The following is a 14,175-nucleotide window of genomic DNA, read 5'->3' as shown; positions in this document are numbered from 1 at the left end:
ATAAGAAAGGAAGAAAATAGAATGAAGAATAAACTTATTAATCTTTTAGTAGTTACCGTTTTAACGTTTGGATGCGTGGGGACAATTTTTGCTCAGGATGACACTGAAAATAAGCCGGACACTGAGCAAACCCTACCCACAAACGAAGGAAATCAGCCTGCACCACAGGAGTCTACGATTGCACCTAGTAAACCTCAAAATGAAACTACAACTAAGCCTAACAATGGTAGCGGTGAGTCTGAAGAGAAAGAAACAACTGTTGCTAACACTACAGTTGAAAGCCCAAAAGAAACAACTGTTCAAACTACAGAAACGACTGTAACAACGGTTGCTAGCCAGCCCCAACCTAATCCAAACCCTAGACCAACTCAACCTTATATTCCAAGTCGCCCACAGCCTTCCAATCGACCAGAAGATATTGAAGTGATTGAGATACCAGAAACAAGTATTGAAATGGAAGAAGAGACGGAAGTAGAAGAAGAGATTGACTTATTTGAGGGAGAATTCATTACTTTTAATGCTAATGTCTTCAAAGAAGAGTCAGAAGCGGATGATTTTATTCAATTGATTGAAGAAGATGAGGCGACAAAAGACCGCTTTATTGCTGAAAAAGAAATCATTGATGAAGACTTTATTTTGGTTCGAGTGACCTATGCAGAAGCTGTTGAAGAAAAAGGACGCTACATTTTATTCTATATTTCGAGTGAATTTGAAACAGAAGAAGCAGCGGAGGAATACTTAGAGAAGGAATTACTGATTTATCCGGATCTTTTTGTTGCTGGAGAAATGATCAAAGTGGACGATAAATTCGATATCATCTTAGGTATTCGACCAGGCACCGAAACCCAAGCGCTAACTTACGATGAAGCAACCTTTGAAGTTCAATATGAGGCAGATCGCGAAGAATATCAATATATCGTTAAAGCTGATGAATTAACCGGTGAGTTTATCGATGAAATTCAAATGGCTGTGGAAGAGGCTTTCCCTGGTGAGTTTACATTCTCTGAAGAAGTTATATCTGATACTGAAAAAGAAGTGACCATGACTCCTCTTGAAATAGAAGAAGAATCAAGTGAAGAGATGGAAAGTTATTTAGAAGACTCAGAAGAAACAACGATGGAAAATTAGAGATTGGTTAAAAAATCGCCCTCAATTTAGATGAGGGCGATTTTTAAATAGCTTAATTAATTAAGCTTTAGAAGGAATTTTTCTAAGTCAGCCATTGAATTGGAGTTTTCCAATTTACTGTCTACTTTACCATCTTTAACAATGAGCAGTTGGGGAACCGTGGAAATTTCAAAGAAATTATCGACAACATCACGGAAATTATCATCCTCCATTCGCTCATCGGCATTATAATAATGATAATTTAGGTTCATTTCTTTAGCTAATTGATTTAACTTAGGTAGAAAAACACGACAATATGGACAAGAATCAAAACCTACATAGATTAGTTTGGCTTCATTTTTAGAATCTTCGATAACTGCTTCATAAGCAGTTTGACCTTCTATTTTAGAAAGGTTAGACATCTTTAAAGGGGCGATACTTACTTCATCGGCATATTTTTCAATCTTGTCTAGCTCTTTATAGACTTTTTCTTTCGTTTCTTTATCTAAGTTTAAAAGAATAAGGTCTTCCTTAAAAGAAACTTGACCATCTTCTCCAATGTAGTCGCTTTTTTCAATCTTGCTTTTTTGATTTGTGATTGGATTTTCTTGTTTGTCTATTTTAGAATCATTTAGTTGGCAAGCAGTTAGTAAGAAACAGACTGACATTAGTAGGAACAATTTTTTATTTAATAATTTCACTGTAAACTTCCTTTCTAAAAAGCTTAGTAATGGTTTAACTCTTATAGAAAATATTTAATTACTTAAGCATGATAATAATTAAATTATATCACTTTTTTAGCAATAATGTTAAGATATATGAGATCGATTCAAGCAAGGGGTGTATTTATGTCCGATCATTATTATAGTCAGCAACCACAAAGCAGTCATGATGAACGTTATATTGAAGCACAGCTTTTTCACCAAAGTTATCAGTTTTCTACCGATGCGGGAGTTTTTTCCAAAGGTAGAGTGGACTTTGGTTCGCGCCTCTTGATAGAAAATTTTTTAAAGCTTAATCAAAGTATAAATTCCGGCCAACTATTGGAGTTAGGCTCAGGTTATGGGCCAATTTCGGTTGCTATTGCTGATCAATCGCAGTCACTTCAAGTGTTGGGTTTGGAAGTTAATCAGCGAGCCTTGGCATTAGCTAAGGAAAATATGCGGTTGAATCGAGTGACAAATCTGGATTTTATACAAGCAGATGTTGTCACTCATAATTTCGAGCCAATTTATGATTATGTTTTAACTAATCCACCTATTCGAGCTGGTAAGACTATTGTTCAGCAATTTGTGACCCAAGCCTATCAAGCACTAAAAGAGGAAGGACAGTTATGGCTGGTTATCCAGAAAAAACAAGGGGCACCCAGTATGAAAAAGTTTATGGAAGAAACATTTGGTAATGTCAGTGAAATCGATCGCTCTAAAGGCTATTGGATTTTACAATCCATCAAGTTGTTTCAAGATTAAACACATTGGTTTTAAAAAGTCATTATTGATTAGAGGGGAAGCGTTTATTTGTTCGATAAAGTTAAAAATTATGTTACTCAGATTTCAGCTCCTATTTATATTGTGCTGACGTTTGTCGTGATTTCCTTTATTGGAGGAATACTATTAGCCACTCCTTTAGCTAGTCGATCAGGTGAATGGACGAAGCTAATTGATGCTTGGTTTACAGCTGTTTCAGCTGTTTGTGTAACGGGAAATGTAACAGTTAACACTACAGACCATTGGAATTATTTTGGACGAACGATTATTCTAGTTTTAATTGAAATTGGTGGACTTGGATTTATGACCTTATGGGTTACCGTTTTTATCTATATGGGCAAGCAAATAAATCTAAGACTGCATAAAGTTTTACTTGAATCTTTAAATATCTCCGATATTTCTGAAGTTAGAAATCTTTTGAGCTATATCATCCAATTCTCTTTGATTGTACAGATTATTGGGGCGGCTTTATTAGGAATTGACTTTATTCCACGCTTTGGCTGGTTAAAAGGAACTTATTATGCCATCTTTCATAGTGTGTCCGCCTTTTGTAATGCCGGTTTTGATTTGTTGGGAGATTCTATGATTGGTTTCCAAGACAATCCTTTAGTTCTCCTAACTTGTATGGGTTTGATTATCATTGGTGGATTAGGTTTCATTGTTTGGCGAGATTTGCTAACCTTTTATCGCAATCGTAAATTATTGTGGCATACTAAAATAGTTTTGACTACAACGGCTATTTTACTCCTTTTAGGAACAGTATTATTCGCTCTAACTGAACAACCTAGTCCTTTGTTTAAGGACCAACCCTTCTTTATTAGACTTGTAAACTATCTTTTTCTAGCGGTGACACCACGAACCGCTGGTTTTTCGAATGTGGACTATACCGCTTTATCATCTGCCGGCATTTTCTTAACCATTGTCTTAATGTTTCTAGGCGCTTCTTCGGGATCCACCGGGGGTGGGGTTAAGACCACTACTTTAGCAAGTCTTTTAATTTTTTCTTCTTCAGCTATTCGTCGTAGAGGATCGGTTATCTTTAAGCGTACCATCCCTGAAGGAGCTATTTTGAAGGCCATCTTTATTTTAATTTCAGGCTTAAGCTTAATTACCTTTGTCACCATGATCTTGTTAATAACAGAAACAATTCCTCCAGGATTCGGCATCGAATATGTAGTAGTAGAAGTTGTCTCTTGCTTTTCAACAGTTGGTTTAAGTATGGGTTTAACCCCTAATTTAACTGGTATTGGTAAAACCGTTTTAATTTTTATGATGTTTATTGGTCGAATCGGGTTGTTAACTATTTTTTGGTCAGCGAGTATGGGAAGAAAGCCATCAAAGATTAAATACCCGCATGGTAACTTGATGATAGGATAGAAAGGGAGAAACTTTCATGAAAAAAGAAATCACAGCAGTTTTAGGTCTCGGATTATTCGGAACATCCTTAGCCAAAACTTTAGCGGAAAACCACAAGCAAGTAATCGTGATTGATCGCGACATGGAGCTAGTTGAAGCTATTGCTAGTAAGGTGGAAGTAGCTGTACAAGGTGACTTTACCAAGTATGAAGTATTAAAAGAAGCCGGAGTTGGTGAAGCACAAATGGCAATTATTGCCTCCTCTTCAAAGTTTGATAATACGATTACTACCTTATTATCTTTGCAAAAGTTAGAAGTACCGACCATTATCGCAAAAACGCGCAAAGAAGAGTATAAAGAAGTGCTTTTGAAATTAGGCGTTGATCGCGTTATTTTACCCGAAACAGATATGGGGATTCGGATTGGTAATGAACTGACCAATGATTCGGTACTCGATTTAATTCAATTAGACGCTCAGAGCCACATTGTTGAATTTACCGCTCGTAAGAATTGGATAGGGAAGACGATTGAAGAAATAAATTTTAGAAGCCGTTATGATATTAATTTGATTGCGATTAAGTCTCGTATTGAAGAAGGATTTGATATTAACGTCAATCCAGACTTTATTATTGAAGAAAGCGACCTCTTTGTCGGCTTAACCAACACCAATAATGCGAAAGTTTTATTAGAAAAAGAAATTTAAGATTTTATATTTATAAGACCACTTGCTAATTTAATTCGAGTGGTCTTTTGCTTTTAAAGTCTGAGAAAGAAAGTCTTGACTTTGATAAAAAATAAGTGTAATATTGAATAACGCATAGCGTGAACATTGAATTCAAAATGGCACCGAAATATTGTCCGGTCGGCGATTTTGGCAGAGTAAACAAAAGATTGAGGAAGCTTAGGCGATTAAAATCAATTCTTTTGTCTTTTTTTTGCCCTTAAAAAGGACAAAAAGTATTTTGTTATCAAATTATAATATTTGTAAACATATTGTAATCTGCCGGTCGATAGTTAAAGCAAGCCCAGAAGAATCACCATTCGCTACGTAATATTAAAGAGGGGTGAATTGTTTGAGTCAGCATCATATCGTGAAATATGGTAAAAAAGCAGAACGTCGTAGTTATGCACGAATTGATGAGGTTTTGGAATTACCAAACTTGATTGAAATCCAAACCGATTCCTATCAATGGTTTTTAGAAGAAGGATTAAAGACCATGTTCCAAGATATCTCGCCAATCGTCGATCATACAGAAAATTTAGAACTTTATTTCCATGATTACTCATTTCAAGAGGCTAAATATACAGTAGAGGAAGCTCGTTCCCACGATGCCAACTACTCTAAACCAATCTATGTTAATTTGCGCTTAGTTAATAAGGAATCTGGTGAAGTAAAAGAACAAGAAGTATTCTTTGGCGATTTCCCAATTATGACGGATATGGGAACCTTCATCATTAATGGGGCAGAACGTGTTATTGTTTCACAATTAGTACGTTCTCCAGGTGTCTACTTCCATGATAAAGTAGACAAAAAATCAAGACATACTTTTGCTTCAACCGTTATTCCTAACCGAGGAGCTTGGCTAGAATTTGAAACGGATGCTAAAGGAATTGCCTATGTCAGAATTGACCGGACACGTAAATTGCCAATTACAGCCTTAATTCGTGCACTTGGTTTTGGCGAAGATGACGAGATTGTTGAAATCTTATCTGAAACTACCCTATTGAATGACACTTTAGCTAAAGATGTCCATAAAAACATTTCTGACTCCCGTGCTGAAGAAGCCTTGAAAGATATTTATGAACGCCTACGTCCTGGTGAGCCGAAGACAGCAGATTCTTCACGTAACTTATTAACGGCTCGTTTCTTTGATCCAAGACGTTATGATTTAGCGCCAGTTGGACGTTATAAGATTAATAAAAAACTCCACTTAAAGCACCGTCTTTTAGGAATGACACTCGCAGAAACTTTGGCAGACCCAGAAACAGGTGAAGTACTCTTCACAGAAGGAACTGAACTTTCTGCAGGAGATATTGAACGTTTAATCCCTTACTTAGATAATGGTTTGAATGTTTATACTTATACTCCTTCACCAGATGGTGTGATTGGTGAACCGATTGACTTGCAAGTGGTCAAAGTATACTCCCCTCTTGATTCGGACCGTGTGATTAATATTGTCGGTAACGCTAATCTTGAAGGAGCGCATCACTTAACCCCAGCAGATATTATCGCGTCAATGAACTACTATTTATTATTAAATGAACAAGTGGGCTCAACAGATGATATTGATCATTTGGGCAACCGTCGTATTCGTTCAGTCGGTGAATTACTGCAAAATCAATTCCGTATTGGCTTATCGCGTATGGAAAGAGTAGTCCGTGAAAGAATGTCCTTACAAGATATTTCAACAATGACACCGCAACAGTTAATTAATATTCGTCCAGTTGTAGCGGCTATTAAAGAGTTCTTTGGCTCTTCTCAATTATCACAATTTATGGATCAAACCAATCCATTGGGTGAATTGACTCACAAGCGTCGTCTTTCTGCTTTAGGACCGGGAGGGTTAACACGTGATCGCGCTGGTTATGAAGTGCGTGACGTTCACTACTCTCACTACGGTCGTATGTGTCCAATTGAAACACCAGAAGGTCCAAACATTGGATTAATTAACTCCTTATCTTCATATGCAAAAATAAACCGTTATGGTTTCATTGAAACACCTTATCGTAAAGTGGATAAGGCTAACAAGACCGTTACAGAAGAAATTGCGTATTTATCAGCAGATGAAGAAGATTTATACATCATTGCTCAAGCTAACTCTCGTTTAAATGAAGATGGTACTTTTGAAAATGACACGGTTATGGCTCGTTATAAAGACCAAAACTTAGAGGTCAAAACTAACACAGTCGATTTTATGGATGTTTCACCAAAACAGGTAGTTGCAGTAGCAACGGCATCGATTCCTTTCTTAGAAAACGATGACTCCAACCGTGCTTTAATGGGAGCTAACATGCAACGTCAAGCAGTTCCTTTAATTCGTCCCAAAGCACCGATTATCGGAACAGGTATTGAGTATAAAGCTGCTCACGACTCGGGTGCGGCATTGATTTGCCGACGTCCAGGTCGAGTAACCTATGTGGATGCTGAACGTATTCGTGTGCAATTAGAAGATGGTTCCGTTGATGAATACCGCTTAACTAAATTTGCGCGTTCCAATGCGGGAACATGTTACAACCAACGTCCAATTGTTGTTGTTGGAGATCAAGTTGATGCTAATGAAATTTTAGCAGATGGATCTTCGATGGAAAACGGTGAAATGGCCTTAGGTCAAAACCCATTGGTAGCCTTTATGACTTGGGATGGTTATAACTACGAGGATGCCATCATCATGTCTGAACGTCTAGTTAAAGACGATGTCTATACCTCTATTCATATTGAAGAATATGAATCAGAATCACGTGATACTAAGTTAGGACCAGAAGAAATTACGCGCGAAATCCCTAATGTTAGTGAGGAATCCCTCAAATATTTAGATAAAGATGGAATTATTATGGTCGGTGCGGAAGTACGCGATGGAGATATTCTAGTCGGAAAAGTCACACCAAAAGGTGTGACTGAATTGACAGCAGAAGAACGCCTCTTACACGCTATTTTTGGTGAAAAAGCACGTGAAGTTCGTGACACTTCCTTAAGAGTTCCCCATGGTGGTGGTGGAATTGTGCACGATGTTAAGGTATTCACTCGTGAAAATGGCGACGAGCTTTCACCAGGAGTGAATAAATTGGTTCGTGTTTATATTGTTCAAAAACGTAAAATTCAAGTCGGTGACAAGATGGCTGGACGTCATGGAAATAAAGGGGTTGTCTCTTTAATCATGCCGGAAGAAGATATGCCATTTATGCCTGATGGGACACCAGTTGATATTATGTTAAACCCATTAGGGGTGCCTTCAAGGATGAATATTGGACAGGTCTTTGAATTACATTTAGGAATGGCCGGACGTCAATTAGGCATTAATTTTGCTACACCTGTCTTTGATGGGGCGAATGAAGAAGAGGTTTGGGAAACAGTTAGAGAAGCCGGATTAGAACCGGATGCTAAGACAACTCTATATGACGGTCGTACTGGAGAACCATTTGACCGAAAAGTTTCAGTCGGTGTCATGTATATGTTGAAACTCGCACACATGGTCGATGACAAGCTGCATGCACGCTCAACGGGCCCATATTCATTAGTAACCCAACAACCGCTCGGAGGCAAAGCACAGTTTGGTGGACAACGTTTTGGCGAGATGGAAGTTTGGGCCTTAGAAGCCTATGGTGCAGCTTATACCTTACAAGAAATCTTGACTTATAAATCAGATGATGTAGTAGGTCGTGTGAAGACATACGAAGCCATTGTCAAAGGAGAAGCTATTCCCAAACCTGGTGTACCAGAATCCTTCCGTGTATTAGTTAAAGAACTACAAGCTTTAGGATTGGACTTGAAAGTCTTGGACGCTGAAGATAAAGAAATTGAACTATTGGATGATGACGATGAAGATGATGTAATTAACTTTAATGCGCTTGAGAAGTATAAAGAAGATCAAAAAGCCGCTGAAGAAAAGAGCGTCGTTCAAACAAGTGAAACTAATGAAAGTTCAGCCTCAATTACTAGTGGAGATACAACTAAAGAGGACTAGTAATGTCTAAATGCCTTGGAGCCATTGGAGAAAAGGCACTCCATTAATTGGTGGAAACACCAGCTTAAATCAAGAAGGAGGTCGGCCCCTTGATAGATGTTAATAAATTTGATTCCATGAAAATCGGTCTCGCATCCCCAGAAAAAATTCGTTCATGGTCTTATGGGGAAGTCAAAAAACCAGAAACCATCAACTATCGAACTTTAAAACCCGAAAAAGATGGACTCTTTTGCGAGCGTATTTTTGGTCCTACCAAGGATTGGGAATGTTCTTGTGGGAAGTTAAAACGTGTTCGCTATAAAGGTCGCGTATGTGACCGTTGTGGCGTGGAAGTGACTCGCGCTAAAGTTCGTCGTGAAAGAATGGGGCATATAGAATTAGCAGCCCCAGTTACTCATGTGTGGTATTTCAAAGGGATTCCAAGCCGTATCGGCTTGATCCTTGACATGAGCCCGAGACTATTAGAAGAAGTGATTTATTTTGCTTCTTACATAGTTATTGATCCAGGCGATACGGGTCTAGAATATAAATCATTACTCACTGAGACAGAGTATCGTGAGAAAAAACGTGAGTTCGGCAACCGTTTTTATGCCAAAATGGGTGCAGAAGCGATTAAAGAACTCCTACATGCAGTTGATGTAGATGCTGAGATCAGTGGTTTACGAGAAGAGCTTAAAACGTTGACTGGACAAAAAAGAACGCGAGCGATTCGTCGTTTAGATATCTTGGATTCTTTCCAAGAATCAGGAAATAAACCAGAATGGATGGTTATGGATGTTTTGCCAGTTATACCACCTGATTTAAGACCGATGGTTCAGTTGGAAGGAGGACGCTTTGCAACTTCTGACTTAAATGATCTTTACCGTCGAGTGATTAATCGTAACAATCGTTTGAAACGCCTTTTAGATTTAGGTGCACCAAATATTATTGTGCAAAACGAAAAACGAATGTTACAAGAGGCAGTAGATGCTTTGATTGATAATGGTCGTCGTGGACGTGCTGTTACTGGTCCTGGTAATCGTCCATTAAAATCTCTTTCTCACATGCTTAAAGGTAAACAAGGACGTTTTCGTCAAAATCTTTTAGGAAAACGTGTGGACTATTCTGGTCGTTCGGTTATCGTTGTTGGACCGTCTTTAAAAATGTACCAATGTGGAATACCAAAAGAAATGGCCATCGAACTATTTAAACCGTTCGTAATGAAAGAATTAGTAGAACGCGAAATAGCTAGCAACGTAAAAAATGCTAAACGTATGATTGAAGTTCAACATGATGCGATTTGGCCTGTTATTGAAGATGTTATTAAGGAACACCCCGTACTACTTAACCGAGCACCTACTCTTCACCGATTAGGTATTCAAGCTTTTGAACCGGTTTTAATTGAAGGGAAAGCAATTCGTCTACACCCATTAGTATGTAACGCTTATAACGCTGACTTTGATGGGGATCAAATGGCAGTTCACGTACCGTTATCTGAAGAAGCTCAAGCTGAAGCCCGTCTGTTAATGTTAGGTGCACAAAACATCCTAAGTCCTAAGGACGGTAAGCCAGTTGCAACACCTTCACAGGACATGGTGCTTGGTAATTATTATTTAACAATTGAAGAACCGGGACGTGTGGGCGAAGGAATGATTCTAAGCTCCATTTCAGAAGCAGAGATTGCATATCAAAATGGCTATGTGCATTTACATACCCGTGTAGCGATTCCTGCTAAGTCTTTCACTAATAAAACTTTCACTGACTGGCAAAGAGAACGTTTAATGGTTACAACTATTGGTAAATTATTCTTTAACGAAATCATGCCAGATGAATTCCCATATTTAAATGAGCCATCAAATGAGAACCTAACGCAACAAACACCTGATAAGTACTTCTTGGAACCAGGTGTAAACGTTAAAGAAGCTATTGAACAGATGGAGCCTGTGTCACCGTTTAAGAAAAAAGATTTTGGTAATATTATTGCTGAAGTCTTTAAACATTATCATATTACTCAAACATCAATTATGCTAGATAAGATGAAAGATTTGGGTTATAAATATTCTACGCAATCAGGTATCACCGTAGGGGTAGCGGATGTTCTCAGTTTAGATAGTAAAGCAGAAATCTTAGAGAAAGCTCATGCTAAAGTTGATGAGATTACTCGAATGAGACGACGCGGACTTCTAACTGAAGACGAGCGCTATGAAAATGTTATTCGTACATGGGAAAAAGCCAAAGATCAGATTCAAAAGGATCTACAAAAGAGCTTGCCACGTCTAAACCCCATCTTTATGATGTCTGACTCTGGTGCCCGTGGTAATATTTCTAACTTTACCCAGCTAGCCGGAATGCGTGGGAATATGGCGGCTCCTTCTGGGAAAATTATCGAATTACCAATTACATCCAACTTCCGTGAAGGCTTAAACGTTATGGAAATGTTTATCTCCACTCACGGAGCGCGTAAAGGGATGACCGATACGGCCTTGAAGACCGCTGACTCAGGTTATTTAACACGTCGATTAGTTGATGTCGCTCAAGATGTCATTATCCGTGAGGAAGATTGTGGAACAGACCGTGGAGTTGAAATTCGTGAAATTGCCGATGGTAATTCGGTTATTGAGTCCCTAGAAGAACGTTTACAAGGACGTTATGCACATAAATCAGTCATTCATCCAGAAACTGGAGAAGAAATTGTTAAGGCTCAAGAATTGATTACAGATGAGAAGGCTGCAGAAATTATTAAAGCAGGTATTGAAGCTGTAACTATTCGTTCAGTCTTTACATGTAATACTGACCATGGTGTATGTAAACATTGCTATGGACGCAACTTAGCGACTGGATCAGAAGTAGAAGTTGGAGAAGCAGTAGGTACAATCGCTGCTCAATCTATCGGTGAGCCTGGTACTCAGTTAACCATGCGTACCTTCCATACGGGAGGGGTTGCCGGTGGTGGTGATATTACTCAAGGTTTACCACGTATTCAAGAAATTTTTGAAGCGCGTGTTCCAAAAGGACAAGCAACCATTACGGAAGTTGCCGGAGTTGTTACTTCGATTGAAGAAAAATCAAGCGAGCGGTTGAAAGAAATTACCGTTACAGGAGTTACGGATAACCGCACTTATAAAGTGGCTTATGCTGCTCGCCTTAAAGTCAATGAAGGCGATCGTGTAGAACGTGGTCAAGCCTTAACAGAAGGATCAATCGATCCCAAAGAATTATTAGCAGTTACTGACGTCTTAACGGTCCAAAAATACATTATGCGCGAAGTTCAAGCCGTATATCGTGGACAAGGGGTAGAAATTGGTGATAAACACGTTGAGGTGATGGCTCGTCAAATGTTACGTAAAGTTCGTGTAATGGACCCTGCTTCTACATCTATTTTACCAGGGGCCTTAATGGATATCGCAGACTTTGCTAAGGCTAATAAAGACACCATTACAAGCGGGGAAACACCAGCTACGGCTCGACCCGTCTTACTTGGAATTACTAAAGCTGCTCTTGAGACAAAATCATTTATCTCAGCTGCTTCCTTCCAAGAGACAACGCGTGTCTTGACCGATGCGGCCATTCGTGGAGACCGTGACTACTTAATTGGTCTAAAAGAAAACGTCATTATTGGTAAATTAATCCCAGCTGGTACTGGAATGAACAGCTACCGTGATTTGGAAATCCAAACCACTCAAGATACTATTCCTATGCCAACTGAGATAACAGAGGAACCACAGCAAATGAAATAAACAAAATAGATTAAACCCTTCAATTATTGAACTGCTCCCCCAAAAGTAAAACTATTTTAGGGGGAGTTTTTCATAATTGAAGGGTATTTTTATATGATATATTGCAATAATTATTACGACACTTCTGTTAACAAATTCAATTCCTCAATATAACGTTCAAAGGGTGCTTCAAACGCTAGACATTTCCTTGGTCTAGCGTTTACTTTATAGATAGCTTTAAACAAGTCTTGATCCTTTAGCTGTGCGAAATCCGTTTTCTTAGGAAAGAATTCCCTTAGCAAGCCATTGCTGCCTTCATTGGTGCCTCTTTGCCATGCACTCTAGGCATCGGCAAAGTAAAAACCTATCCCTAACTTACTCTCTACTACGTCATAGCAAGCGAATTCTTTTCCTCTATCGGATGTGAATGTTTTAAAGGCTCCTTGTGGTAAGGATTTTGTTAATTGATAAAGCGCTTCTAACATAGATTGTTTACTTCTGTCTGGTGTTTTTATCGCAAAATAGGTACGAGTCTTCCTTTCTGCAAAAGTAGCTAAACATTCTTTGCTTTTTCCTCAAGAAGATACTAGAATATCAAGTTGTCAGTGTCCAAATTCAGTGCGCTTCTTCACCACTTTGGGTCTTTTCTAAACAGAAGTATTGATATCAAATCTTTCTCTTCTTTCTTTCGTTTTTTTAGAGTGACCTTTTCTCTTTAACACCTGCAAGGAAACGGATAAAGTCTCCTTATATATCCAATTATAGAATGTCTTAAAGGAGAAGGTATTTGGGAAAAGTCTTACTTCTATCATCCGTGGTAATATATAGGGCTCATAACAATCTCTTTCATGTGTATGTTTTATAGTAATGACATTTTACATGAATTAAATTTGTTATGAGTTTTATTTTTACTCGTGTTGCATTAAATTTTACAATGCATCATATCAAAACATAACTAGTTATAAAAGAAAATATTAAAAAAGGGATAAATGGAATTATTTTACTTTTAGAAAGATAACAATACAAAAGTCCAAGTGAAGCTGCTAAAAATAAAAAGTAAGGAATAGAGCCTAGGGGAATAAACAATAGAGAAATACAGATGAATTTTAAATCGGCACCTCCCATCCAAGACTGTTCTGTTCTTATAAGAAGAAAGCTGATAAGACAGAAAATAAGAAAATACTGAAAGGGAATAATATTATATGAATAATTATAGAGTAATCCGAGTGTCAAAAAAGAAAGTTGTAGAAAATCAGGAACCCACTGATCAAGTATATCCATGAAGGTCATGAATAGAAAGATAAGTAATAAAATCAGATTAAAAAAAGAAAAAGCAGTGAATAGAAAAAAGAAGAAAGAGCAGAGTCCACCAAACAATTCAAAGTAAAAGTGATTGACACTTATTTTCCGACAGCAAAAATAACAATGCCCCTTCAGTAATAAATATGAAAACAAAGGAAATAACTGCCAAAAGTAGAGTTTGTGCTGGCAATAATCACAAGAAGATCGCGCTTTCCAACTAAAGCTTTTATTTATAATGGAATAAGAAAGATAGTAAACAAAACTCGCTATACAAGATCCAATATAAAAGTACAGTATATGAGTCATCATTAACTCCTTTTATAAGTTATAGGCTTAAATACACGTAAAAAAGAAAAAAAGTGCTAAAAATTATTGACACAAATTAAAAAAGATAGTAAAATGTAATTCCTGCTAGCGAATATCTTGTAAAAAAGCAGATATTTAGAAGAAAATTCAAAAAATCTTCAAAAAGGTTTGACAAAAAGTCTAACCCATGCTAGTATATAGAAGTTGTCACTTATGGCAGCGAAGCTCATTGAAAACTGA

Annotated in this window: 9 protein-coding genes; 6 read left to right on the top strand and 3 right to left on the bottom strand. The window is 37.8% G+C overall.

The genetic code is table 11. From position 1 onward, the window contains the following. Positions 1-21: 21 nt before the first annotated feature. Entirely contained in the window at positions 22-1,128 is a 1,107-nt protein-coding gene (locus tag ACQV2Q_RS03375; protein WP_428881925.1) for a hypothetical protein, read from the top strand. A 56-nt stretch (positions 1,129-1,184) separates the two neighbouring features. Here the strand turns inward: ACQV2Q_RS03375 and ACQV2Q_RS03370 are convergent, their stop codons facing one another. After that, positions 1,185-1,808 carry a thioredoxin family protein gene (locus tag ACQV2Q_RS03370; RefSeq protein WP_428874506.1) on the bottom strand — a complete coding sequence of 208 codons (624 nt, stop codon included), beginning with the start codon at positions 1,806-1,808 and terminating at the stop codon, positions 1,185-1,187. Positions 1,809-1,955: 147 nt separating this feature from the next. Between ACQV2Q_RS03370 and ACQV2Q_RS03365 the strand changes: the two genes are divergently transcribed. The 5 genes from ACQV2Q_RS03365 (at position 1,956) to rpoC (ending at position 12,348) form a co-directional block, all read left to right on the top strand. Continuing rightward, the gene (locus ACQV2Q_RS03365; protein ID WP_428876580.1) at positions 1,956-2,576 is read left to right on the top strand and encodes a class I SAM-dependent methyltransferase; all 621 of its coding nucleotides are present in this window, start codon (positions 1,956-1,958) and stop codon (positions 2,574-2,576) included. 48 nt (positions 2,577-2,624) lie between these two features. Further along, the gene (locus ACQV2Q_RS03360) at positions 2,625-3,971 is read left to right on the top strand and encodes a TrkH family potassium uptake protein (protein WP_428874504.1); all 1,347 of its coding nucleotides are present in this window, start codon (positions 2,625-2,627) and stop codon (positions 3,969-3,971) included. Positions 3,972-3,987: 16 nt separating this feature from the next. Further along, the gene (locus tag ACQV2Q_RS03355) at positions 3,988-4,653 is read left to right on the top strand and encodes a potassium channel family protein (RefSeq protein WP_428874503.1); all 666 of its coding nucleotides are present in this window, start codon (positions 3,988-3,990) and stop codon (positions 4,651-4,653) included. A 370-nt stretch (positions 4,654-5,023) separates the two neighbouring features. After that, complete coding sequence (rpoB, locus tag ACQV2Q_RS03350) at positions 5,024-8,632, top strand: DNA-directed RNA polymerase subunit beta (protein WP_428881924.1); 3,609 nt, start codon at positions 5,024-5,026, stop codon at positions 8,630-8,632. Between the two features lie 89 nt (positions 8,633-8,721). Beyond that, positions 8,722-12,348 (top strand): DNA-directed RNA polymerase subunit beta', encoded by a 3,627-nt coding sequence (gene rpoC, locus ACQV2Q_RS03345; protein ID WP_428874501.1) that lies wholly within the window; start codon positions 8,722-8,724, stop codon positions 12,346-12,348. Between the two features lie 320 nt (positions 12,349-12,668). Here rpoC and ACQV2Q_RS03340 read toward each other — a convergent pair whose 3' ends face one another. Next, the gene (locus ACQV2Q_RS03340) at positions 12,669-12,812 is read right to left on the bottom strand and encodes a hypothetical protein (protein WP_428874500.1); all 144 of its coding nucleotides are present in this window, start codon (positions 12,810-12,812) and stop codon (positions 12,669-12,671) included. Positions 12,813-13,266: 454 nt separating this feature from the next. Further along, on the bottom strand, positions 13,267-13,935 hold the full coding sequence (locus ACQV2Q_RS03335; RefSeq protein WP_428881923.1) for a prepilin peptidase: 669 nt from the start codon (positions 13,933-13,935) through the stop codon (positions 13,267-13,269). Between the last annotated feature and the right edge of the window lie 240 nt (positions 13,936-14,175).

This window comes from Facklamia sp. P12950 (genome assembly GCF_050409465.1).
In the GTDB taxonomy this organism is placed as follows: domain Bacteria; phylum Bacillota; class Bacilli; order Lactobacillales; family Aerococcaceae; genus Facklamia.
This window is presented reverse-complemented; position numbering and strand designations above follow the sequence as displayed.